The sequence below is a fragment of the Agrobacterium sp. 5Ca39 genome (assembly GCF_055382365.1).
Genome location: NZ_AP026436.1, coordinates 2,581,689 through 2,605,428 on the forward strand (window position 1 = coordinate 2,581,689; position 23,740 = coordinate 2,605,428).

At 59.8% G+C, this 23,740-nt stretch carries 22 protein-coding genes and 1 other RNA gene; 6 read left to right on the forward strand and 17 right to left on the reverse strand.

Annotated features, from left to right (window positions below):
• Nucleotides 1–118 precede the first annotated feature (118 nt).
• From rpsO to rimP, 7 genes are all read right to left on the reverse strand, one after another.
• Entirely contained in the window at nucleotides 119–388 is a 270-nt protein-coding gene (rpsO, locus tag ACZ47E_RS12615; RefSeq protein ID WP_004439050.1) for a 30S ribosomal protein S15, read from the reverse strand.
• A 181-nt stretch (nucleotides 389–569) separates the two neighbouring features.
• Nucleotides 570–1,517, reverse strand: a complete 948-nt coding sequence (gene truB / locus ACZ47E_RS12620) for a tRNA pseudouridine(55) synthase TruB (protein ID WP_004439053.1) — start codon at nucleotides 1,515–1,517, stop codon at nucleotides 570–572.
• 3 nt (nucleotides 1,518–1,520) lie between these two features.
• Nucleotides 1,521–1,937, reverse strand: a complete 417-nt coding sequence (gene rbfA, locus ACZ47E_RS12625; RefSeq protein WP_004439055.1) for a 30S ribosome-binding factor RbfA — start codon at nucleotides 1,935–1,937, stop codon at nucleotides 1,521–1,523.
• 134 nt (nucleotides 1,938–2,071) lie between these two features.
• Entirely contained in the window at nucleotides 2,072–4,807 is a 2,736-nt protein-coding gene (gene infB, locus ACZ47E_RS12630; protein ID WP_004439058.1) for a translation initiation factor IF-2, read from the reverse strand.
• Between the two features lie 102 nt (nucleotides 4,808–4,909).
• Nucleotides 4,910–5,611 carry an RNA-binding protein gene (locus ACZ47E_RS12635; RefSeq protein ID WP_278067125.1) on the reverse strand — a complete coding sequence of 234 codons (702 nt, stop codon included), beginning with the start codon at nucleotides 5,609–5,611 and terminating at the stop codon, nucleotides 4,910–4,912.
• A complete protein-coding gene (nusA, locus tag ACZ47E_RS12640; protein ID WP_003524306.1) occupies nucleotides 5,608–7,224 on the reverse strand; it encodes a transcription termination factor NusA in 1,617 nt (538 codons plus the stop codon). Before nusA ends, ACZ47E_RS12635 begins: the two co-directional genes overlap by 4 nt.
• 63 nt (nucleotides 7,225–7,287) lie before the next feature.
• Nucleotides 7,288–7,884: a ribosome maturation factor RimP gene (rimP, locus tag ACZ47E_RS12645; protein WP_004439068.1), complete on the reverse strand. Its 597-nt coding sequence runs from the start codon at nucleotides 7,882–7,884 to the stop codon at nucleotides 7,288–7,290.
• Nucleotides 7,885–8,171: 287 nt separating this feature from the next.
• Between rimP and ACZ47E_RS12650 the strand changes: the two genes are divergently transcribed.
• Nucleotides 8,172–9,800: an MFS transporter gene (locus ACZ47E_RS12650; RefSeq protein ID WP_004439071.1), complete on the forward strand. Its 1,629-nt coding sequence runs from the start codon at nucleotides 8,172–8,174 to the stop codon at nucleotides 9,798–9,800.
• Between the two features lie 163 nt (nucleotides 9,801–9,963).
• On the opposite strand, the gene ACZ47E_RS12655 is transcribed toward ACZ47E_RS12650, so the two are convergent.
• Nucleotides 9,964–11,229: a lytic murein transglycosylase gene (locus tag ACZ47E_RS12655; RefSeq protein WP_278067126.1), complete on the reverse strand. Its 1,266-nt coding sequence runs from the start codon at nucleotides 11,227–11,229 to the stop codon at nucleotides 9,964–9,966.
• Between the two features lie 34 nt (nucleotides 11,230–11,263).
• Nucleotides 11,264–11,869, reverse strand: coding sequence for a recombination mediator RecR (gene recR, locus ACZ47E_RS12660; protein ID WP_278067127.1), 606 nt, complete (start codon nucleotides 11,867–11,869; stop codon nucleotides 11,264–11,266).
• A gap of 37 nt (nucleotides 11,870–11,906) precedes the next feature.
• Here recR and ACZ47E_RS12665 point away from each other — a divergent pair, with 37 nt between their 5' ends.
• The gene (locus ACZ47E_RS12665) at nucleotides 11,907–12,542 is read left to right on the forward strand and encodes an MOSC domain-containing protein (protein WP_278067128.1); all 636 of its coding nucleotides are present in this window, start codon (nucleotides 11,907–11,909) and stop codon (nucleotides 12,540–12,542) included.
• A 64-nt stretch (nucleotides 12,543–12,606) separates the two neighbouring features.
• On the opposite strand, the gene ACZ47E_RS12670 is transcribed toward ACZ47E_RS12665, so the two are convergent.
• The 3 genes from ACZ47E_RS12670 to ffs all read right to left on the reverse strand — a co-directional run bounded on the left by ACZ47E_RS12670 (nucleotide 12,607) and on the right by ffs (nucleotide 15,004).
• Nucleotides 12,607–12,930, reverse strand: coding sequence for a YbaB/EbfC family nucleoid-associated protein (locus ACZ47E_RS12670; protein WP_004439084.1), 324 nt, complete (start codon nucleotides 12,928–12,930; stop codon nucleotides 12,607–12,609).
• Between the two features lie 24 nt (nucleotides 12,931–12,954).
• On the reverse strand, nucleotides 12,955–14,829 hold the full coding sequence (locus tag ACZ47E_RS12675) for a DNA polymerase III subunit gamma/tau (protein WP_072493779.1): 1,875 nt from the start codon (nucleotides 14,827–14,829) through the stop codon (nucleotides 12,955–12,957).
• Between the two features lie 78 nt (nucleotides 14,830–14,907).
• Nucleotides 14,908–15,004: signal recognition particle sRNA small type (gene ffs, locus ACZ47E_RS12680), an RNA gene on the reverse strand.
• 65 nt (nucleotides 15,005–15,069) lie between these two features.
• On the opposite strand from ffs, the gene ACZ47E_RS12685 reads away from it, so the two are divergent.
• Both ACZ47E_RS12685 and nudC read left to right on the forward strand, forming a co-directional pair.
• Nucleotides 15,070–15,498, forward strand: coding sequence for an HIT domain-containing protein (locus ACZ47E_RS12685; RefSeq protein WP_006699828.1), 429 nt, complete (start codon nucleotides 15,070–15,072; stop codon nucleotides 15,496–15,498).
• Complete coding sequence (gene nudC, locus ACZ47E_RS12690) at nucleotides 15,498–16,460, forward strand: NAD(+) diphosphatase (RefSeq protein WP_006699827.1); 963 nt, start codon at nucleotides 15,498–15,500, stop codon at nucleotides 16,458–16,460. The genes ACZ47E_RS12685 and nudC overlap by 1 nt, the downstream gene beginning before the upstream one ends.
• 15 nt (nucleotides 16,461–16,475) lie before the next feature.
• On the opposite strand, the gene ACZ47E_RS12695 is transcribed toward nudC, so the two are convergent.
• Together ACZ47E_RS12695 and ACZ47E_RS12700 are read right to left on the reverse strand one after the other, a co-directional pair.
• Nucleotides 16,476–17,339 carry a prephenate dehydratase gene (locus ACZ47E_RS12695; protein ID WP_004439096.1) on the reverse strand — a complete coding sequence of 288 codons (864 nt, stop codon included), beginning with the start codon at nucleotides 17,337–17,339 and terminating at the stop codon, nucleotides 16,476–16,478.
• Nucleotides 17,340–17,350: 11 nt separating this feature from the next.
• Complete coding sequence (locus tag ACZ47E_RS12700; RefSeq protein WP_004439098.1) at nucleotides 17,351–18,106, reverse strand: 3-deoxy-manno-octulosonate cytidylyltransferase; 756 nt, start codon at nucleotides 18,104–18,106, stop codon at nucleotides 17,351–17,353.
• Between the two features lie 149 nt (nucleotides 18,107–18,255).
• Between ACZ47E_RS12700 and ACZ47E_RS12705 the strand changes: the two genes are divergently transcribed.
• The gene (locus tag ACZ47E_RS12705; protein WP_153776440.1) at nucleotides 18,256–18,831 is read left to right on the forward strand and encodes a c-type cytochrome; all 576 of its coding nucleotides are present in this window, start codon (nucleotides 18,256–18,258) and stop codon (nucleotides 18,829–18,831) included.
• Between the two features lie 79 nt (nucleotides 18,832–18,910).
• Here ACZ47E_RS12705 and ACZ47E_RS12710 read toward each other — a convergent pair whose 3' ends face one another.
• From ACZ47E_RS12710 to ACZ47E_RS12720, 3 genes are all read right to left on the reverse strand, one after another.
• Nucleotides 18,911–19,639 (reverse strand): sugar transferase, encoded by a 729-nt coding sequence (locus ACZ47E_RS12710; protein ID WP_035206493.1) that lies wholly within the window; start codon nucleotides 19,637–19,639, stop codon nucleotides 18,911–18,913.
• 288 nt (nucleotides 19,640–19,927) lie between these two features.
• Nucleotides 19,928–22,240 carry a transglycosylase domain-containing protein gene (locus tag ACZ47E_RS12715; RefSeq protein ID WP_184285117.1) on the reverse strand — a complete coding sequence of 771 codons (2,313 nt, stop codon included), beginning with the start codon at nucleotides 22,238–22,240 and terminating at the stop codon, nucleotides 19,928–19,930.
• Nucleotides 22,241–22,383: 143 nt separating this feature from the next.
• A complete protein-coding gene (locus ACZ47E_RS12720) occupies nucleotides 22,384–22,842 on the reverse strand; it encodes a YbaK/EbsC family protein (protein ID WP_107339862.1) in 459 nt (152 codons plus the stop codon).
• A 470-nt stretch (nucleotides 22,843–23,312) separates the two neighbouring features.
• Here ACZ47E_RS12720 and ACZ47E_RS12725 point away from each other — a divergent pair, with 470 nt between their 5' ends.
• A complete protein-coding gene (locus ACZ47E_RS12725; RefSeq protein WP_003492998.1) occupies nucleotides 23,313–23,522 on the forward strand; it encodes a cold-shock protein in 210 nt (69 codons plus the stop codon).
• Nucleotides 23,523–23,740: the final 218 nt, after the last annotated feature.

Consider the following 23,740-nt stretch of genomic DNA (forward strand, 5'->3'; position numbering starts at 1 on the left):
GGTTCACCCTTATCGCCCCGGGGGCCACATCTGCGGCAAACGCCCGGAAAATCATGCGGCCTGAAGGGCCGGAATTAAAAACCGGCGGGCATCATTGAGAAGCCCGCCGGAAACCTTATTAGCGGCGAATGCCGAGAGCACCGATCAGCTTGGTGTAACGGGCTTCGTCCTTCTTCTTCAGATAGTCGAGAAGCGAACGACGGCTCGAAACCAGGGTCAGAAGGCCACGACGCGAGTGGTTGTCCTTCTTGTGATCCTTGAAGTGACCGGTCAGGTTGTTGATCCGCTCGGTAAGGATTGCGACCTGAACTTCCGGCGAACCGGTGTCGCCTTCCTTCGTTGCATATTCCTTGATGAGGGCGGCTTTACGCTCTGCAGTAATCGACATCGGACGATCCTTTCAGTTTTAAGGAAAACGGGACGCCTAGAGCCGGGATGTCGTCCAGCTCTGGCCATGAAAAGCAAAGGCAAAGCCCAAGCTGGCGCTGCCTATAAACTATTCCGGGTGCAATGGAAAGAGGCGATTGACAGCGCTCCGCCACGCGTCAGCAAACGCGTGACGCTCCGACTCAGCCGAAAACCCTCTTCGGGCGAAACTCGCCTTCGCCGATTTCGCCAATGGCGACCAGCTTGCCATGCGCGGTAGCGTAGGCTTCCGGATGGCTGGCCGGCGCGTCGCGCCCGCGCAGCAGGATGGGGTTGCCCATCTTCAGCCGGTGCGCCTGGTCGTCGTTGATGATGAGGCGGGGAAGAGCGGAAAGCGCTTCGGCCGTGTCGATCAGATAGGCGTCCAGCGCTTCCAGCCGCTCGTCGCGGTCTTCAACGGCTTCCAGCGCGGTGAGCGTTTCGAGCGGCACCATCATGTCTTCGCCGAATGGAGCGACCATGGTGCGGCGCAGTTCCGAGATATGGCCGAAACAGCCGAGATCGCGGCCCATGTCACGCGCAAGCGCCCGCACATAAGTGCCTTTGCCACATTCCACTTCGAAATGGGCCGTATCGGCATCCGGGCAGGCCAGCAACGTCAAGCGATGGATTTCCACCTCGCGTGCGGGAATTTCCACGGTCTCGCCGTCACGTGCCAGATCATAAGCGCGTTCACCGGCGATCTTGATAGCGGAGAATTGCGGCGGGGTCTGCATGATCACCCCGGTATAATTGGGCAGAAGATCGCGGATCGCCTGCTCGTCCGGGCGCTGGTCGGAAGATTCGACCACTTCGCCTTCCAGATCGTCGGTCGTGCGCTGCTCGCCCCAGGTCACTGTGAATTCGTAGATTTTCCGGCCGTCCATGACGTAAGGCACGGTCTTGGTGGCGTCACCAAGCGCGATCGGCAACATGCCGGAGGCTAGCGGATCAAGCGTGCCCGCATGGCCTGCCTTCTGGGCATTGAACAGCCACTTGATCTTGGAGACGGCCTCGGTAGAGCCGAAATCGAGCGGCTTGTCGAGGATCAGCCAACCGGAAATCGGACGGCCCTTGGGTTTGCGGTTCTGCTGTTTGCGTGGTTTGGACATGCTTCAGTTCTGTTCGTCGTCTTTTTCGTTTGAAGGTCCAAGATCGCGCTGCACTTCGGGCGAGCGTAGAAGCGCGTCGATCTTCTGATAATTGTCGAAACTCGTATCGTCGCGGAAACGCAGTTCCGGCATGTATTTCATCTGCCGGAGCTGCGGGCCGAGGCGGCCGCGCATGAACTTGGCATGGCGGTTGAGTGCCGTGATGATATCGGTGTGGTCGGCAACGCCGAGCGGCGTCACGTAAGCTGTCGCGATCTTGAGATCGGGAGACATGCGCACTTCCGAAATGGAAATGACGGTGCTTTCGATCAGATCGTCGCGGACTTCCCCGCGCTGGAGAATCTGGGTCAGGGCGGCGCGCACCTGTTCGCCGACGCGCAGCATGCGTTGGGAAGGGGCCGATGATGTAGCTTTTGCCATGGGTTATGCCTCAAACGGAGCGAGCGCCGGTAAGCCGGCGCCCGACAGTAAAGTCCTGTTTTGCGGCGAGAACGCTCTTTGTTCTATCGCATTTCTGGACGGAAAACCGGGGGTCCACTTTTCCTGGAAATGCTTTAGAGCGTTCTCGTGATGTGTTCGACGCGGAAGCACTCGATGGTGTCGCCGGCGCGGATGTCTTCGTAGTTTTCGAAGGCCATACCGCATTCCTGACCAACAGGCACTTCGTTGACTTCGTCCTTGAAGCGCTTGAGAGTCTTGAGCTTGCCTTCGTGGATGACGACGTTGTCGCGAACCAGACGAACACCCGCACCACGTTCCACCTTGCCTTCGACGACACGGCAACCCGCGACCTTGCCGACCTTGGTGATGTTGAACACCTCGAGGATTTCGGCATTGCCGAGGAAGGTCTCGCGACGTTCCGGCGAAAGCAGACCCGACATCGCCGCCTTCACGTCATCCACCAGATCGTAGATGATGTTGTAGTAGCGGATCTCGATACCGGCGCGTTCGGAAGCCGTGCGTGCCTGTGCATTGGCGCGAACGTTGAAGCCGATGATTGCGGCGTTGGAGGCCTCGGCAAGCGAGATATCCGATTCCGTGATGGCGCCAGCACCCGAATGAACGATACGAGCGCGGACTTCGTCGGTGCCGAGCTTGTCGAGCGAAGCGATAATGGCTTCGACCGAGCCCTGCACGTCTGCCTTGATGACCAGCGGGAATTCCTTCATTCCCGACGTTTGCAACTGGCTCATCATCTGTTCCAGCGAACCGCGCTGGCCGGTCTGACGTGCGACAGCCTTGTCGCGTGCCAGACGCTGGCGGTACTCGGAGATTTCGCGAGCACGGCTTTCGTTTTCGACAACCGCGAAACGGTCACCCGCCGACGGCGTGCCGGAAAGACCGAGAATCTCGACCGGCATGGCCGGACCGGCTTCCTTGACATGTTCGCCCTTGTCGTTGACGAGCGCGCGCACACGGCCCCACTGATCACCGGCAACGATGATCTGGCCGGGCTTCAGCGTGCCCTTCTGAACCAGAACCGTGGCAACGGCGCCGCGGCCGCGGTCGAGCTCGGCTTCGATGACCGTACCTTCCGCCGTGCGGTTCGGGTCCGCCTTGAGGTCAAGGATTTCGGCCTGCAGCAGGATCGCTTCAAGCAGCTTGTCGAGGTTGAGCTTGTTCTTGGCCGAAACTTCGACGTCAAGAACTTCACCGCCCATCGATTCCACGAAGACTTCGTGCTGCAAGAGCTGCTGGCGAACCTTTTCAGGGTTGGCCTCGTGCTTGTCGATCTTGTTGATCGCAACGACGATCGGAACACCCGCCGCCTTGGCGTGGTTGATGGACTCGATCGTCTGCGGCATCACGCTGTCGTCTGCGGCAACCACCAGAACGGCGATATCCGTCGCCTGCGCACCACGGGCACGCATGGCGGTGAAGGCGGCGTGGCCGGGGGTGTCGATGAAGGTGATCTTCTGACCATTCTTCTCGACCTGGTAGGCGCCGATATGCTGGGTGATGCCACCGGCTTCGCCGGCAACAACGTTCGCCTGACGGATGGCGTCGAGAAGCGAGGTCTTGCCGTGGTCGACGTGACCCATGATCGTCACGACGGGCGGACGCGGCAGCATTTCGCCTTCGTCGTCCGCCTGGTTGAAGATGCCTTCTTCCACGTCGGATTCGGAAACGCGCTTGACGGTGTGGCCGAATTCGACCGCAATCAGTTCCGCCAGATCGGCGTCGATCACGTCGCCCGGCTTCATCATCTGGCCTTCCTTCATCAGGAACTTGATGACGTCGACGGCACGTTCCGACATGCGCTGCGACAGTTCCTGAATGGTGATGGTTTCCGGCAGGATCACTTCGCGCATTACCTTTTCGCGGGTCTCCTGCATCTGGCTGCGGCGGAACTTTTCCTGCCGGCGGCGCATGGATGCCATGGAGCGGCCACGTGGCGTACCGTCTTCATCCAGGTTGGACGAGGTAACGGTCAGCTTGCCACGGCGGCGTTCTTCTTCTGTCTTCAGGCGTGCAGCCGGCTTGGCCGGCGCCGGCGCTGCAACCTTGCCACGGACTGGCAGGTTACCACGGCGTGCACCGCGATCGTCCTCCTCGTCGCCGTCAGTGCGGCGACCGCGCGGAGCGGCGGTTTCGGTGGCCGGGCGGGCAGGGGCAGCGGCGGGCTGAGGACGAGCCTCGGCGCGGGGCGCCGGCTGAGCGGCAGAAACCGGCTTCTCAGCGGCCGGTTCGGATTTCGCTTCCGCGGCCGGCTGGCTTGCCGCGAGCTTTGCTGCTTCAGCCTCCTCGGCGGCGCGGCGGGCGGCCTCTTCCTTTTCCGCAGCAATGCGGCGTTCTTCTTCCACCTTGCGGCGAGCCTCTTCTTCGGCGCGCTGCTTGGCTTCAATGACGTCACGGGCCTGCGCTTCCATCAGTGCGCGGCGACGGGCTTCCATTTCACCGGCGGAAAGGTCATGCAGAACATTGCCGCGCGGACGCTCCGGCTGGCGCTGCTGGGGCGCTGACGAGCCGGGACGCTGCTGCTGCGAAGGGGAAGAACCCGGACGCTGCTGCTGGTTGCTGGGCTGGTGGATGCGTGGCTGCGGAGCCTGTGGACGCGGTGCTGCTGCGGCGGGAGCCGCCGGCTTCGGAGCGGGGGCCGCAGCCGAATGTACCTGCTTCTCGTCTTCGGGACGCATGGGGCGGCGCTTGCGTGTTTCCACGACAACCGCGTTGGTGCGACCTCGACCCATATCCTGCCGCACGGTGCCCTGATTCATCCCGCCCGGCTTCAGGGTAAGAGTCTTCTTGGCAGGCGCGTTGAGTGTCTTGTCGTCGTTGTTGTCGGTCATTCCGTTCCCGTTCCTTCGGACGAGAACCGGATGACGTTCATCAGGTCTCGTCGTTCAATTGCTGCATCGGAACGCGGCGACCGTTCATATCGGGCAACCGCGTCATTGTTCTGTCCGGGCAGCGTCGCGTTCCGCATGAGCCCGACCGCCATTGCGGTACTGCTCAAGCATCGTTGCGCGCTTCACTACACCCTCACCCGCCTGCCCTGCAAGCGCGCAGGCATGGATAAAAGCATTCTGGCCCATCAACTCGTCCATTTCGGCTTCGCTAAAGAGCCGGAAGGACGGAATTTCATTGCCGGCATTGCTGCCGAGTGCCCAGGCCTTGCGGGCCTGGTCCAGTTTTCTGACGCCATCGGCCGCAGCGTCGGTCGCGTGAAACACGGCGATCGCGTTCCCGGACCGAACGGCAGCATCGACCTTCGTCGCGCCGCTGATGAACTGGCCCGCCTTGCGCGCCATGTTCATCATGCCAGCCACATGCTGCGCCATCAGACGGTCGAGAAGAGCGAGAAGCTCAGGCCCGGCCTTGACGTCACGTTTCAGAGCCCGCGCGAAGATCTTCTTCGCGATGGCTTTCTCGATCAGGGCGCGCTCGGGTGTCACCCAGCAGCCGCGTCCCGGCAATTGGCGTTTCAGGTCCGGAACGACGTTGCCGTCCGGGCCTGCGACGAAGCGGATCAGCTCATCTGGCGATCCGCTCTGCCGTGTCACAATGCACATACGTCCATTGACGTCGCCTTTGATCCGCCCGTCATCGTCAGTCTCGGGCAGCTCGTCCGGCTCATGCGCCTGCGATGTCATTCCTGCTCGGCGGTATCCGCCTCCTCGGCAGCTTCCGCATCAGCTTCCTGTTCGGAAGCGAGCTCTTCGGCGGTGATCCAGCCTGCCAGAAGGCGAGCCTGCACCACCATGTTCTCGGCCTCGACGCGCGAAACATCGAGCTTGGAGAAGATGCCTTCGAACTTCTTCGTCTCGCCGTCCTTGCGCTCGCTCCAGCCAACGAGATCGTCCGCTGCGCAGCCGGCAAAGTCTTCGATGGTCTTGATGCCGTCTTCGCCGAGCGCAACCATCATCTGCGAGGTCAGGCCGTCGATCTGGCGCAGCTCGTCGGAAACGCCGAGTTCCTTGCGCTTGGCGTCCATTTCGGCTTCCAGGCGTTCCAGATATTCGCGGGCGCGGGTCTGGATTTCATCGGCGGTGTCTTCGTCGAAGCCATCGATCGAGGAGATTTCGTCGAGATCGACATAAGCCAGTTCTTCAACCTGCGCGAAGCCCTCCGAAGCCAGAACCTGGCCGACCATTTCGTCGACGTCGAGCGCTTCCATGAACAGGGCCGTACGCTCGTTGAATTCCTTCTGGCGACGCTCGGATTCTTCCTGCTCGGTCATGATGTCGATGTCCCAGCCGGTCAGCTGCGATGCCAGACGCACGTTCTGACCGCGGCGGCCGATGGCGAGCGACAGCTGCTCGTCGGGAACAACCACTTCGATACGCTCGGATTCTTCATCCAGAACGACCTTGGCGACTTCCGCCGGCTGCAGGGCATTGACGATGAACGACGCCGGCTCCTGGCTCCACGGAATGATGTCAATCTTCTCACCCTGGAGTTCGCCGACGACGGCCTGAACGCGCGAACCGCGCATACCGACGCAGGCGCCGACCGGATCGATCGAGCTGTCGTTCGAGATGACGGCGATCTTGGCGCGTGAGCCAGGATCACGGGCAACCGATTTGATCTGGATGATGCCGTCGTAAATTTCCGGAACTTCCATGGTGAAGAGCTTCACCATGAACTGCGGATGGGTACGCGACAGGAAAATCTGCGGGCCACGCTGTTCGCGGCGAACGTCGTAGACGTAGGCGCGTACGCGATCGCCGTAGCGCATGTTTTCGCGCGGGATCATCTCGTCACGACGGATAATGCCTTCGCCACGGCCGAGATCGACGATGACGTTGCCGTATTCGACGCGCTTGACGGTGCCGTTGACGATTTCGCCGATACGGTCCTTGAACTCGTCATACTGGCGGTCACGCTCGGCCTCGCGCACCTTCTGCACGATGACCTGCTTGGCGGACTGGGCAGCGATACGGCCGAAATCCATCGGTGGCAGCGGATCTGCAATGAAGTCGCCGAGCTTGGCATCCGGGTTGCGGTCGCGGGCAAGCTCCAGCGGGATCTGGGTCGAATAGTCCTCAGCCGCTTCGACAACTTCCAGAAGACGCTGCAGGCGGATTTCGCCGGTCTTGGAGTTGATATCAGCGCGGATGTTGGTTTCCGAACCATAGCGCGAGCGGGCGGCTTTCTGGATAGCGTCGGCCATTGCGGCAAGCACGATTTCGCGGTCGATGACCTTTTCGCGCGCCACAGCATCGGCGATCTGCAGAAGCTCAAGCCGGTTAGCACTCACTGCCATTTTTTTATCTCCGTAAGTCGCATAATTGCGGGGATCGCCCGTTTTCCGGGCTTTACGTTGGAATTAGTCTTCGTCTGCTTCGTTTTCGTCGTTCTGGTTTGCGGCAGCGGCCTTGGCCGCCTTGTCTGCCCGCAGCGCATCACGAATAAGGTCGTCCGTCAGAATGAGCTTCGCATCGGAAAGCGCAGTGAACGGAATAACGACGGTCGGCTCTTCGCCATAAGCGATCTGGTCGCGTTCCAGCTTGAAACCGTCAGCATCAACCTCAACGATCTTGCCGCGAAACCGCTTGCGGTTCTCGACCAGAATGGAGGTTTCGACCTTCACCAGATGGCCCTGCCAACGGGTGAAATCCGATTTGCGAACCATCGGCCGGTCGATGCCGGGCGAGGAAACTTCAAGATGATACGCTTTATCGACCGGATCTTCCACATCAAGAACCGGTGAAATGGCCATGGAAATGGCTTCACAGTCCTCAACGGTCATCGTGCCGTCTTCCCGTTCCGCCATCACCTGCAGCGTCATGCCGTTCTGATTGGAAAGCCGCACGCGCACCAGAACATAGCCCATACCCGTCAGAACGGGTTCGATGATCTCGGCAATACGCTGGTCGATGCCGGTTTCGGTTATAAGTCGCGGTTCGTGTGCGGTGTCTGCCATCTGGCCTTCCGGTTTTGGATTGTCGCCGGGCTTTCAGCCCTCTGTTTCCGGTTCGCCTAACGAAAAAGAGCGGAGCCTTGCGGCCCCACTCTTCATCAAGCGATCAAGAATTTCAGTGGTCATATAGACCCATCGGTGCAGGATTGCAAGGTTTTCGCGGGTAGACTCGCTTCCGCTGCGCCCTCGGCCATATTTTCACCCTTCCCGTGCGGGAAAGGCTGGCATGATTTTCGGCACTGTCTATAGTTGCCGTTTGATAAATCGCAGTTGCATCAAGTGGACAGAGCGTGCCTGACCGTAAATCGCCACTCGCGCCTTTAAGGCATTTGACTTACAGACGAATCTGGATCGCGAGCCTTGCCTCGAATTTCGGTGGACTGATCCAGGCGGTGGGCGCCGCATGGATGATGACGTCGCTCTCCAGTTCGGAAAACATGATCGCGCTGGTGCAGGCCTCCACCTCTTTGCCGATCATGCTGTTCTCGCTGATTTCAGGTGCGCTGGCCGATAGTTTCGACCGCCGCCGCATCATGATTTCGGCGCAGCTGCTGATGCTGACGGCGTCCGTGCTGCTTACCGTTTTTGCCTGGTCCGGCTGGCTCACTCCGTGGCTTCTGCTTTTCTTCACCTTTATGATCGGCTGTGGCACGGCCCTCAACAATCCGTCCTGGCAGGCATCCGTCGGTGAAATGGTGCCGCGCGAGGATTTGCCTGCCGCCGTCACGCTGAACAGTGTCGGCTTCAATATTACCCGCAGTGTCGGCCCGGCCATCGGCGGTATCATCGTCGCCGCCGCCGGTGCGGCCGCCGCATTTTTCGTGAATGCGCTGAGCTATTTCACGCTGATCTACGCCCTGTTTCGCTGGCAGCCGCCCAAATATGCCTCGACCCTGCCGCGGGAGCAGCTTCTGGCCGCCATTTCGGCCGGCATGCGTTATGTGGCGATGTCGCCCAATATCGGCAAGGTGCTGGTGCGCGGCTTCCTTTTCGGCCTTTCAGCCAGCGCCATCCTCGCCTTGATGCCCATCGTCGCCCGCGACCTGGTGGAGGGCGGCCCGCTGACCTATGGCGTCATGCTGGGTGCCTTCGGCGTCGGCGCGATTGGCGGTGCGCTGATCAGCGCGAGATTGCGCGAGGTGCTGTCCAGCGAATGGATCGTGCGCGTCGCATTTCTAGGCTTCGCCTTCAGCGCCGGCGTAACGGCGGTGAGCACGAGCGCGATCATCACGTCACTGGTCTTGACCGTTGCCGGCGCCTGCTGGGTGCTGGCACTGTCGCTCTTCAATACCATTGTCCAGCTCTCCACCCCGCGATGGGTGGTTGGCAGGGCGCTCTCGCTTTACCAGACGCTCACCTTCGGCGGCATTGCGGTCGGCAGCTGGCTGTGGGGTGAGCTGGCGGAAGATTACGGCATTTCCTATTCGCTGCTCTGTTCCTGCGCACTGATGCTGCTTGGCGTCGTCGTCGGCCTCAAACTCGCCATGCCAGCCTTCGCCTCGCTCAATCTCGATCCGCTCAACCGTTTCGTGGAGCCGCCGCTGAGACTGGACATCAAGCCGCGCAGCGGGCCCATCGCCATCCTCATCGACTACGAAATCCATGACGAGGATCTGGGCGAATTCCTGCCGCTGATGGCCGAGCGCCGCCGCATTCGCATTCGTGACGGCGCGCGCAACTGGAACCTGATGCGGGATCTCGAAAACCCCGACATCTGGACGGAAAGTTACCATGTGCCGACCTGGGTGGAATATGTCCGCCATAATCACCGCCGCACCCAGGCAGATGCAGAGGCCTGGGACCGGCTGCTGGAGCTTCACCGCGGCAAGACGCGGCCACGGGTGCACCGGATGATCGAACGTCAGACCATCCCGCCAACCGACGATATCTTTCACAAGCCTCATACCGATCAGCATTGAGAGACGATGGGTAAGTGAGTGGCGATGCCCTTCCCACACACTCCCCGTCATCCTCTGGCCTGTCCCGAGGATCCAAACACCTATCATTAAATCAATCGGTTGCAGATGCTCGGGACAGGCCCGAGCATGACGGAGGAGAGGTTTTCACACGCTGCCAGCAACGCTACTTCAGCTTCGCCTTCAACGTAGCATCGGGAAAGCAGGTTGGAGCGAGCCCGTTTTTCAACTGCCAGTCCCCGAGTGAGCGGCGCGTCTTGAAACCGGCGAGGCCATCTGCCTTGCCGACATCATAGCCCTTGGCAACCAACGCCTTCTGCATTGCCAGAACATCCGAGCGCAGCATCGATCCGACATTGCCCCATTCCCCCTGGAACGGCCCCGCGCCGTGGGCGATGCGGTCAGCGAGATTGCCGATGAAGAGCGCATAGAGATCGGAATTATTATATTCCTTGATGACGTAAAAATTCGGCGTCACCACAAATTCCGGCCCGTGTCGCCCAGCCGGGACCAGCATCATGCCATCGGCAGAGAGGTCATTGGCCGGGAAGGCTTTTCCGGAAATGCGTGTGATGCCCATTTTCGCCCAGTCCGCCACAGGTCGTGCGAGATCAGGCCCTTCCTGCGCGCAGGAAACATTGGCGGGGATCGAGACTTCGAAACCCCAGTCGCGATTGCGTTGCCAGCCGCGCTGAGAAAGATAGTTAGCTATGGATGCCAACGCGTCCGGCACGGAGTTCCAGATGTCGCGGTGGCCGTCGCCATCAAAGTCCACGGCATACTTCAGATAGCTCGACGGCATGAATTGCGGCTGGCCGAGCGCGCCGGCCCAGGAGCCCATCATGCGAGAGGCCGCGATATCGCCACTCTCGACGATCTTCAGCGCATCGATCAGCTCGGTGCGGAACATCTCCTTGCGGGTGGACATATAGGCTTTCGTCGCCAGCACATCGACCACGGAATGCGGCAGCTTGGCTCGGCCGAAACCGGATTCGCGGCCCCAGATCGCAACGACGATATCACCCGGCACACCGTATTTCGCCTCTATCCGGCGCAGCGTCGCCCGGTGGGTGGAAGCAAGCGAACGCCCGGTGGCGGCAAGACCCTGCAGCCGCTTTTCCGAGAAATAGGCGCCGGGCGAGGAAAATTCCGACTGGCTCTGGCTCTGCTCCTTCGGCGGCTTCTGGCCGGGAATGACGAGATCGGGCAGGTTCCAGCTGATGGAGAGACCGCTGAGCGTGGCCTCAAGCGTCCTTTGCGAAATGCCGGCCTTGCGCGCTTCCGGCCAGATTTCCTTTTTCAGCCAGGCATTAAATTCGGCATCATATCGGGCTGCCGCTGCTCCTGTCGGTGCCGATTGCGCCAACGCCGTCGTTGCTGAAAAAACGGAAAGAAGGGCAGCCAGTGCCTTCGGGGCAAGACGGTTTCGCATTCGGTCTCCTCTTTGAATGACGGGGGGGGGGACTTCAGATTGTCGTTCGCGCCCGAAGCGCGGCCGTCAAGGTGCCCTCGTCGAGATAATCGAGCTCACCGCCCACCGGCACGCCATGCGCAAGCCGGGTGATCTTGATGTCGAGACCGGAGAGGCGGTCGGTGATGTAATGGGCGGTTGCCTGCCCTTCCACCGTCGCATTGACGGCGATGATGAGCTCGCGGATGCCGCCGGCGCTCACACGGTCGATCAGGCCCTTGATGTTCAGGTCCTCCGGCCCGACCCCGTCGAGCGGCGACAGGGTGCCCCCCAGCACGTGATAGGCAGTGTTCATCGCACCCGTCCGCTCCAGCGCCCAGAGATCAGACACATCTTCCACCACGATGATGACCGACTGGTCGCGCCGGTCGTCGTCGCAGACGGTGCAGGGGTCTATCGTATCGACGTTGCCGCAGCAGGAGCAGATCTTCACCTTGTCATAGGCCTCGCCCATGGCATGGCCCAGCGGCCCGAGAAGCTGTTCCTTCTTCTTGATGAGATGCAGTGCTGCCCGCCGCGCCGAGCGGGGCCCAAGCCCCGGCACTTTTGCCAGGAGCTGGATCAGTTTTTCGATTTCGGGGCCGGTGACTCGTTTTGCCATGAGCGCTTTCTACTGCATAAATCGGGAAACGGGAATCATGAAGCGCAAAGGGTTGTTCATGAAAATCAGGGCGGTGTGCCGGGGCGAGGCGAAAAGGCTGCAGGGAAAGACCACGAAGACGGGCATCTTCAAACACGCCGTGCAGGGTCCCGTCATGGTCGATGCGGAAGGCATCGTCAGTGACGCCGTCTGCAATCGCAAACATCACGGCGGGCCGGATCAGGCGATTTACGTCATGGGCTCCGCCGATCTCGACTTCTGGTCCCGCTCTCTGGGCTTTGCGGTCGAACCCGGGTTTTTTGGTGAGAACCTCGTTCTTGATGGTGTCGACAGCGCAAAACTCCACGTTGGCGACAGGTTCTCGGCAAATGACGTTGAGCTGGAAGTGACTGCCGCCCGCATTCCCTGCGCCACCCTGTCGGTTCGCATCGGCGATCCCGATTTCGCACTGCGTTTCCGTCGGGCGGGCCAACCGGGGTTCTACTGCCGGGTGCTGAAAGGCGGCATGTTGGCTGCCGGGGAGGATATCGTGTTCAAACCCTATCAGGGATTAAAGCTGCCAATACCGACCATCTTGCAGCGCTTTCGCCCCATGCAGCTCAATGCAGCCGAACGCCGGGCCTTTCTGGAAACGCCGCTGGCGAGCCGGTTTCGCGCGATGCTGGAAGCTTGAAGCCGTCATGGGACAAGGAGGGCGCCCGCTCCATGCGCTTCGCCCTCTCTTTAGATCGGTTATATCAGAACGGCAGCTTCATGCCGGGCGGCAGCGGCAGGCCGGCGGTCAGCCCAGCCATCTTTTCCTGCGCCTGCGCTTCGCCTTTTTGCTTGGCGTCCTTATGCGCTGCGACGATCAGGTCCTCAAGGATTTCCACCTCGTCTTCCTTCAACAGCGAGGGATCGATTTTCAGGCCGCGCATTTCGCCCTTGCCGTTCAGAATGACGGTTACCAGACCGCCGCCAGCACGCCCCTCGATTTCGAGCGCAGCGATTTCTTCCTGCACCTTCTCCATCTTGGCCTGCATTTCCTTGACCTTGCCCATCATGCCCATGATGTCACGCATGTGCCAATCTCCTGTTCTTTTTGTTTAAAACTCGATATCGTCGCCAGGAAGGATGTCGCCTTCGCTCGATTCGGCAACCGATGGCGGCGCGATCTCTTCAGCCTCATCCTGTGCGGCGGCGCGGATGCGCACGTCGGTAATTTTTGCGCCGGGAAACTGCGCCAGGATGGCAGCCACATCAGGGTCCTGGCGTGCATCGACGAGACGCGCGTCCCGTGCGTTGCCCTCAGCCTCGACAAGGGTCGGTTCCCCTTGCTCCTTGCTGAGGCTGATGATCCAGTGGATGCCGGTCCATTCCTTGAGCTTGACGCCAAGTTCGCCGGGCAGGGAGCCGGGGGCACCTTCCCCGAGGCGCATATCGAGCCGGCCGGGCTCCAGCCGTACCAGCCGTACGAAGTTGCGCACTTTCGCCCGCATGACGGGATCGCGGTTCTTCTGGCACAGATCGGCAATATCCTGCACGGAACTGACGGGAACTTTCGGCTCCGGCCGCTCCTCCGTTTTCGGTGCTGCGACCTGCATTTCCTGCGGGCGGCTATCTGGAATGGCGCGCAGTATGGCGGAGGTCTGTGGCGTTGCCTGGCGCTGGTTGGGAAGATCGACAGGTCGTCCCGCGGCCACGGTCTGTGCTGACGAATAGGCGCGCGCACCGCCGCCATTGCCACCGCCGGAAGGTCCGCCATTGGCGTAACCCCCGTCACCGTTCGAAAGCTCCAGCAAGCGCCGGGCAGCATCTTCGGGTGCGGGAAGATTGGCAGCGTGCGCCAGCCGGATGAGAACCATTTCGGCAGCGCCGGCCGGGCGCGAGGCATTTTCCGTTTCCGGTATGCCCTTCAGCAACATCTGCCAGATGCGCGAAAGCGCGGTGACCGCAATCGTGTCGGCAAATTCCGCACCGCGCACGCGTTCTATTTCAGAAAGCGAGGGATCTTCCGCTGCATCCGGCACATATTTCATGCGGGTCACGAGATGGGTGAAATCGGCGAGATCGTTAAGGACCACAACCGGGTTCGCGCCCGCCTCATATTGACCGTTAAATTCCGACAGAGCGGCCGCGACATCGCCTTTGACGACATGCTGGAAGAGATCGACGATGCGGGCCCGGTCGGCAAGACCGAGCATGCCGCGTACCGCTTCAGCTTCCACCCGGCCACCGCCATGGGCGATTGCCTGATCGAGCAGCGACAGGCCGTCACGGGCAGACCCTTCCGCCGCGCGGGCGATCATCGAAAGCGCCTGCGGTTCGGCTTCGAAACCTTCCTTGCCGGCGATGGCGGTAAAAAGACCGACGAGATCGGCGGCGCTGATGCGGCGCAGGTCGAAACGCTGGCATCGTGACAGAACCGTAATCGGAACCTTGCGGATTTCCGTTGTGGCGAAGATGAACTTCACATGCTCCGGCGGCTCTTCCAGCGTCTTGAGCAGGCCGTTGAAAGCCTGCGTCGACAGCATGTGCACTTCGTCGATGATATAGACCTTATAACGCGCCGAGACAGGGCGATAACGCACCTGTTCGATGATTTCGCGAATATCGTCGATGCCGGTATGGGAGGCGGCATCCATCTCGATCACGTCGACATGGCGACCTTCCATGATCGCCTGACAATGTTCACCGGGAATGCGCAGATCGATGGTCGGCTTGTCGATGGTGTCGGTTTTGTAATTCAGCGCTCGGGCGAGAATGCGGGCCGTGGTCGTTTTGCCCACGCCGCGGACGCCGGTCAGCATATAGGCCTGCGCAATACGTCCGGTCTCGAACGCGTTTGTCAGCGTGCGGACCATCGGCTCCTGTCCGACCATCAGATCGGAAAAATCCTTCGGGCGATATTTGCGCGCCAGTACCCGATAGCCGGTCCCGACCTGGGATTCGCTTGATGTGGTGGGTACGCTGTCGTTCATCGCCTCGCCAGTTTGTTTTGCCAGTTTGTCTTGGGGCGCTGAACTGGCCCGGCGAAAGCTGAGCACGTCTTTTAAAAGGTGGGAGGCTGGCACGGCGACCCGTGCCGGGCTCGTTAGGGCTGCTTCCTTCCGGACCTGACCCGGTTGGCGAGTGGCTCGTCCACCACCAACCTCCCGGGGCCACATATCGGCAATATCGACAGCAAATGCAAGCCAAGCATTCAAAAAACTGCTATCACAATGAAAACAAACATGGAGGACACCTTGGAGACATTCCAGCTGGACGAAAGACTGGCGCGCGATAGCGTGCTCGTGACGCGTTTGGGGCTATGTGAACTGCGTTTGCAAAATGACAGCCGCTGGCCATGGCTGGTGCTGGTGCCGCAGCGAGAGGGCGTCAGCGAGCTGTTCGATCTTACTCCGCTTGATCAGGCCGTGCTGACATTCGAGACCAATCTTGTCGCGTCCGCCTTGAAAGAAATTACCGCGGCCACCAAGATCAATGTGGGCGCTCTGGGCAACATCGTCCGGCAACTGCATGTCCATATTATCGCCCGCAATGAAGGCGACACCTGCTGGCCCGGCCCCATCTGGGGTCACGGGACGCCCGTGCCTTATGCCGCAGGCGAAAAGGAAACTTTGATGAAAAAAATCTCCGGCGCACTCTGATGATTTCCATGAAAATTTTTGAAACCACTGCCCCCCATCCCGAAGCAAGCCTGCTGACGGCCTTTTCCAAAAACGCCCTCGATCGTTTCGCTGAAAAGCGGACGGAGGAGTGCGTTGCCGATGCGCTGAAAATAGACGGCACCCATATTTTTGCCTTTTCCGGCAACCGGCTTGTCCTGAAGCATGACGAGCAGGTCATCGACCCCCTGTTTTCCGCCTATGAGCTGGCCGAATTGCAGCCGGATTTCGACAATGCCGTCCTGCTTGGATATCGGGAGACCGGCGAACCGCGAATCGCCGTTCCGGTTGCCGTGGCCGAAGACCAGCTGGCGAGCCACTACAAGCTTGCCGATGCCCGCACGCTTTATCGCGATCACCTGCTGGAAGAGGAATTGCTGAGTGAGGTCGCCCAGGCCGTCAGCCTCACACATTGGAACGCCGACAACCGCTTTTGCGGGAAATGCGGTGGAGCCATGGAGCTGCGAATCGGCGGCTACAAGCGCATCTGCGCCGCCTGCAGCCACACTATCTTTCCACGCACCGATCCCGTCGTCATCATGATGACGATCGATATCGAGCGCGATCTGTGCCTGCTTGGCCGCGGAGCGCATTTTGCGCCGGGCATGTATTCGTGCCTCGCCGGTTTTGTGGAGCCGGGCGAGACCATCGAACAGGCTGTTCGCCGTGAAACGCACGAGGAATCCGGTGTCGAAATCGGCCGCGTCCGTTATCACGCCTCCCAGCCTTGGCCGATGCCGCATACGCTGATGATCGGCTGTTATGCCGAGGCGTTGTCTTTTGAGATCGCACGCGATGAGGTCGAGCTTGAGGATTGCCGCTGGTTCACGCGGGAAGAGGTGGCAAAGATGCTGGAGGCCCCGGCGGGCGAAGGTCTTTCTGCGCCGCCCATGGGAGCCATCGCGCATCGCCTGATGCGCGACTGGGTGGAATGGCCGAAGTAGGAGATCGCGGCAGGCTCAGCTCTGGTTGAGCTTGCCGCGCATCGCATGGCCCTTGTAGACGCCGAGAATGCGGACTTTTTCAGAGAAGAAGCGCAGCTCGTCCAGGGCATGCCGCACGGGTTCGTCATCGGGATGGCCTTCAATGTCGGCATAAAATTGCGTCGCCACGAATTTGCCGCCGAGCTGGTAGCTTTCGAGCTTCGTCATATTGATGCCGTTCGTCGCAAAGCCACCCATGGCCTTGTAGAGTGCCGCGGGAATGTTGCGGACGTTGAAAACGAAGGTCGTGACGACGATTTCTTCGCTCGACTGGCGCTTGGCCCAGTTTTCATCGCGGGACAGCACTACGAAGCGCGTGACGTTGTTTTCCGAATCCTCGACATTCTCGGCGAGAATATCGAGACCGTAAAGGCTGGCGGCAAGACGCGGCGCAAGCGCCGCCATGCTGCGGTCGCCCGTTTCGGAAACGAGCCTTGCCGATCCTGCCGTATCGCCGGCGATGACGGGTTTCCAGCCGTTGGAACGAATGATCTTGCGGCACTGGCCAAGTGCGTGGATGTGGCTGTGGACGGTGCGTATTTCGTCCTTTTTCACGCCCGGCATCACCATCAGCTGAAAGCGGATCGGCATGAAATATTCGCCGATGATATGCAGGCGCGATTCCGGCAGCAGGTGATGAATATCCGCCACGCGGCCGGCCAGAGTGTTTTCGATCGGGATCATGCCGAGATCGGCTTCGCCGTTTTCAATGGCGTTGAACGCATCCTCGAATGTCGGACACGGCAATGGTTCCATGTTCGGAAACATGTCGCGGCAGGCCATGTCGGAGTTCGCGCCGAATTCGCCCTGAAAGGCAATGCGATTGGTGATCAAGCTCATGGGACTGTCCGTTAAAGGGTTCTGCTTGCAAGAATTTTGCGGGCTTTTTCGAGATCGTGCGGCGTATCGACACCGAGCGGCACGGAGCGGACGATCTCGGCATCGATGCGCATGCCCGCTTCGAGAGCACGCAGCTGCTCCAGCCGCTCGCGCTTTTCCAGCGGTGAGGGCGGTAGACTCACGAATGTCTCGAGCGCAGCACGGCGATAGGTGTAGAGCCCGATATGATGATAAAGCGGCCCCTCGCCGTAAGGCGCGGTGGTGCGGGTGAAATAAAGCGCGCGCAGACGTGTTTCGGAAAGTGGGCTGCCCACAACTTTCACTACGTTCGGATTGGTTTTTTCTTCCTCGTCGGTGATTTCGACCGTCAGTGTCGCAATGTCGACGGCGGCGTTCTCCAGCGGGCGCAACGAGGCGCGTATAGTTTCCGCCTCGATGGTTGGAAGGTCGCCCTGAACATTGATAACATATTCCGCCTTGCCATAGGGGTCGGCCTTCTGCAGCGCTTCGAAAATGCGATCCGAACCGGATTGATGGTCGTCACGCGTCATCATCACGTCGAAACCGGCATTTTGAACCGCCGAAAATACCTGTTCGTCATCGACCGCGACGACGATTCGCTCCGCGCCGGCCTCACGTGCCCGCTGCGCAACCTGCACGATCATCGGCTTGCCACCAATGTCGGCAAGCGGCTTGCCGGGCAGGCGCGTGGAGGCCATTCGCGCCGGTATGAGGACGACAGCTTTCTCGAAATCCCGATTATTCATCCGACACCCTTCAAATCCCGCCCGAAAAGTGTCAAAACGTCACGGTGTGGGGAGCATTATTCAAGTTGCGCAGGCTGTGCAAAAGCCATAGCTTTCGAGCAATTTCAAGATGCCCGTTATATCGAGCGGATGCGAGGGAGCGCGTTTAGATGAATTCTTATGTTAATATGGGCGTTGGGGCGTTTCTGGGTACAGTATTCGTCCTGATGTCGGTGTCGATTGCGTCCGAGGGCATTTTCCATGCGCCCGCGCCCGAAAAGGAAGGTTACGCCATCGTCGCGGAAGAAAGCAGCGGCGGAACGGGCGGCGGAGAAGCGGCGGCTGCGGCCACCCCGATCGCACAGTTGCTCGCCAGCGCGGACGCCGCCAAGGGCGAAGCGGTCTTCAAGAAATGTACGAGCTGTCATACCGGAGAGAGTGGTGGTGCAAACAAGGTCGGCCCCAATCTCTTCGATGTCGTCAACCGGCCGATCGCCAGCCACGAAGGTTTCAGCTACTCCGCAGCGATGAAGGATTTCTCCAAGGGCGGATCCGAGAAGTGGGATTACGATCATCTCAACTATTTTCTCGAAGCCCCGAAAAAGCACGTTCCAGGCACGGCCATGGGCTTTGCGGGTGTGAAGAAAGAAACGGAAAGAGCAGATCTTATTGCCTATCTCCGCACGCTGTCTGCGAACCCGGCGCCGCTGCCGGACCCGGCTGCAGCTCCCGCGCCGACAAATTGAAGGTGACGACAGTTCATGAGAAAAGCCCGGCAGAGATGCCGGGCTTTTCTTTTCGCAATCTTGCCTTGCCTCTTGAAGATCAGAAGCCCTTGCCGCCCCGCAACTCGGAAATCACCGTTCCGACCATGATCCTGACATCCAGCCAGACCGAAAAATTTTCGACATAATAAAGATCGGATACGATGCGTGCCCTTGCCTTGTCGCTGCGATCCGTCGGCCCGCGCAGGCCCCGCATCTGGGCAAGTCCCGTGATGCCTGGCCGCATCCGGTGCCGCAGGTGATAGTGCGGAACCAGCTCCTCGTAGAGACGGCCGGCCGCCAGCATGCCGATGGCATGGCAGCGCGGTCCGACCAGCGACATGTCACCCTTGAGCACATTGATGAGCTGTGGCAGCTCATCAATATTCGTGCGCCGGAGAATGGCGCCGATGCGGGTTATTCTCGGGTCATTCTTCACTGTTTGCGCCACGCCGGTGGCGTCGCACATGTCTGTTCTCATTGAGCGAAATTTATAGACGCGAATCTTCCGCCCATTCATGCCCCAGCGGACCTGCGAGAACAGGACCGGCCCGCGGCTGTCGAGTTTGACGAGCGCTGCCACCGTCAGAAGGACGGGAGCCAGTGCGACGAGGGCGATGGACGCCCCCGCAATGTCCATCGTTCTTTTGAGCGCGAACTGGCCGCGTTGTAGTGGAGATACCCGTTTCTCAAAAATGCAGGGCTGCGTTTCCGGTGTCTCGAAAGTGATGGCCGAGGAATAGGGATCGCCGAAAAAAACGGCATGGGATGAGCCTTTAGTACCCAACATAATATAGGATCCTGAAAAACTTATTTTGATAGAAGAAATTTAATTTATATGAACGATTAATAATTCATTTACCCTAAAAAGTCATCCGAAATGTAGCCGTGTCTGGGCAAATATCAATCTAAAGTTAACGTATGCACGCAGGTGTTGCGCTTCAGGCGCCGATTCGCCGCCGTGGATGGGGCGGCGGCCGGTTCGGCCACCGAAAGCGTGAAACGAAAGGGGTGAAGGACGTGGACCTCGGTCGCTTCGTCCTTCGTTGCCGGGACTTGGCGACGATTTAAAAACCTGTCAGCGACCCATCAGAATGTCGAGCAGGGTGGTTTGTTTCGGTCCCGACACGTCAGGCGCTTCACCGCCAATATCGGCCGGCGGCACAGGGCCGTTGCCGGCGGAATAACGGGGTTCGATATCCCGCGAAGGAATATTAGCCGGGGGCGTCAGCCCTCCCGGCTGCCCATCTGGCTGATTCGGTGTGGGTGATGCCGGCGCCGCGGGATAGGCGCGGTTATCAGTCGTTCCGCCGCCCAGCGCGTTGGAAATGATGTCGCCAATGGAGGAGGGCGCATTCTCCGGCGCCGGTTGCTGCATATCCATGAGCGGCGGCACGCCGCCTGCACCAAGACCGAAGAGGGGCGAAGGCGAAAGACCGGAATGAGCCGCGGTCATGAACTCTTTCCACGCCCTTGCAGGAAGGCCGCCGCCCGTGACCTTTTTCATGGAGGTGCCGTCGTCGTTTCCAAACCAGACGCCGGTCGTCAGATTGCTCGTATAGCCAACAAAGAGCGCATCGCGGAAAGACTGCGTGGTGCCGGATTTCCCCGCTGCCTGCCAGCCCTGCAGGCGCGCGGCCTTGCCGGTACCTTCGGTGATGACGCGCGACAGCATGCCGTTCATCGTGGCGGCAATTTCTTCGCTCAGCACCCGTGGCGGATTGTCATATTTGTTTTCATAAAGCACCTTGCCATCGGCATCGGTGATACGCTTCACGATGTGCGGCGTGGCTTTATAGCCGCCATTCATGAAGGGAGCATAAGAAGCTGTCAGTTCCATCAGCGACACTTCCGAAGTGCCGAGCGCGATGGAGGCATTGTTCTGCAGCTCCGATTCGATGCCCATGCGATGCGCCACCTGTGTCACCCGCTCGGGACCGACCTCCATCACCAGCTGGGCGGCGATGGTGTTCAGGGAGTTGGCCAGCGCTGTGGCCAGTGTCACTTCGCCGCGAAATTTCTTCTCATAATTTTCCGGGGTCCAGTTGCCGATACGAACAGGCCCGTCATTACGAATGGTATAGGGCGTAAGCCCGGATTCGAGGGCGGCGACGTAGACGAAGGGCTTGAATGCCGAGCCGGGTTGGCGTTTTGCCTTGGCGGCGCGGTTAAACTGGCTTTCGGCATAATCCGCACCGCCAACCACGGCCCTGATCGCGCCCGTACCATCGATGGAAACCAGTGCCGCCTGGGAGGCGCCCTGTTTTTTGCCGTCGCCCTGCAGCACGTGGGTCAGCGCCTTTTCGGCATCGCGCTCAAGATCGGGATCGATTGTCGTATCGACGACGATATCCTGCTTGACCTCGCCAACCAGGCCGCGCACCTCTTCCAGCACCATGTCGGCGGCGTAATGTTCGGCACCGGACCAGAAGCGTTTCGCTTTGGTCGGCGGCTGCGACATGGCGGTCTTGATCTCATCATCGGTAATGAAACCGACGTCGCGCATGGATTGCAGCACGACCTGCGCCCGTTCTTCCGCTGCCTGTGGGTCCCGTGCCGGCGAAAGGCGCGAGGGCGCTTTGAGAAGCCCGGCAAGCATTGCCGCTTCGCCCAGATTGACGTCGCGGGCGGACTTGTTGAAGTAGCGCCGCGAGGCCGCCTCGACGCCATAGGCGTTGGATCCGAAATAGACGCGATTGAGGTACATCGCCAGGATCTGATCCTTGGTGAACTTGTGCTCCAGCCAGAAGGACAGCAGCACTTCCTGAACCTTGCGTTCGAGGGTCCTGTCCGGCGAAAGGAAAAGGTTTTTCGCCAGCTGTTGCGTCAGTGTCGAGCCGCCCTGCACGGTTCGCCCCGTCAGCACATTCGTGACGATGGCACGTCCGAGACCAAGCGGATCGACCCCGAAATGGGAATAAAACCGCCGGTCCTCAATCGCCATGACAGCCTGTGGAATATAGGGCGACATGTCTTCCAGCGCGAGCGCCTCGCCGCCGGTCGTGCCGCGGTTTGCGAGCACGCTGCCATTCACGGAAACGATCTTCACATTCGGCGGACGTTCTGGAATGGACCAGCTGCTGGCACTCGGCATGCGCGCGCCATAATAAAGCACAAGTCCGGCAATCCCGATACCGCCCCAAATGCCCAGCACGATGCACCAATAGACGAGGGACCGGATGAAACCCGTCGCCCCCCGACCTGTGCTGCGGGCGCGCTTTTCGTTTTTCGTCGTCTTGGGTCGGCGTGAAGCCTGTTTCGGTTTCTTCGGCGACTGTTTTGCAGTGCCGCTGATGCGCTCGCTGGCGTCAAGACGCAGATCGTCACCGGACTCGTGGAAATCCCCGAAAGAGGGTTCTACCCGTTCGCGTGATCTACCCTTGCCTGCCATCCAGCCGAAATCGCTCCTTTTGCGGGACCGCCTGTGCCCTGTCGGCCTCAGGCGTCTATGCCTGCGCGATCCTTAATCCAGGATGAAGAGTTTAAATGCGGCAATTTAAGGCGGGGTTAAGCCCAAGCCGGATCAAATCGGCGTCATTGGCAGACGTCGACCCATTCAGCTTTAGTCAGTTCGACCATCACATGGGGAGAAATCCGCACCGCTGCGTTGGTAGCGCCGGCTGCCGGAACCACTTCAAGATAATCTCTCAGCGATATGTCGCAAAACACCGGCAAAGGCGACGGCAAGCCGAAGGGGCATACGCCGCCGACAGGATGGCTGGTCACCGCAACCACCTCGTCCGCCCCCAGCATGCGCGGTTTCGTTCCGAAATGATCACGGAATTTCCTGTTGTCGAGGCGTTTCGTACCCGCGGTGACAACGAGCAGAATTGCATCGCCCGCCTTGAGGCAGATCGTTTTGGCGATCTGGTCTGGCTCGACGCCATGTGCTTCAGCGGCGAGCGCAACGGTTGCCGAACTGGCTTCCGTTTCAATGATCGTCACCTCGGGTGATTTTTCGGCAAAAAATGCTCTGACGGATTGAATAGACATGCGTATTTGTTAGGCGGTTAGAAATGGTTGTTCAAGATGTCACGCTTCAGCTATGCAATAATCGCAATGCTGCGCTGCGATAGAATGTCTGTTTTTTGAGCGGCGATGTTGTATGTTCAAAACATCGAAGCGACGCACTCCTCCTCCCAGCGTCGCCCGATTGGACTGACAATACTCCTCCTCCCAATTGTCAGTCAGTTTCAAGAACCCGGCGCACCTCCTCCCGCGCCGGGTTTTTGCTATTTGGCGCTTCCTTTTTCGAGCCCTGGCGGACCCCTGATGCGATAGTTTCGTTCAAAGAAACTTGACTTTCAGCCCCTTCCAACCTAGGTACTTCGCCATCGATATTTGTTTGACGACCAGAGCTTCGGCGTCTTTCCAGACGCTCACGACGATCTTTTCCTTCAAATTCGACCCCAAGACCGCGCTGCTCGCAGCGCAAATACAATTGCCAACGGAAGGAAATCGTTATGGCGACTGGTACAGTAAAGTGGTTCAACGCAACCAAGGGCTACGGCTTCATTCAGCCGGACGACGGTTCGCAGGACGTATTCGTTCACATCTCGGCTGTTGAGCGCGCAGGTCTGACCGCCCTCAACGACGGCCAGAAGCTTTCTTACGAACTGATGCAGGACCGCCGCTCTGGCAAGATGTCCGCAGGCAACCTCGTCGCTGCCTGATACGCAACAGGCCCGAAAGGGTTTCTTGCATGAACTGAAAGGCCGGATTTTTCCGGCCTTTTTCTTTGGAAGGAAGTCCGGCGGGCGGGGTCTTGAAAACGGCGGTAAGTATACCGATATAGGGTTCAACAGTGTTTCAGATGAAAACTGTCAGGGGCGTCTTAAGATGCCGCTGTTGTTGCGTTAACCAAAAATTAACCAAAACAGATGATCCTGAT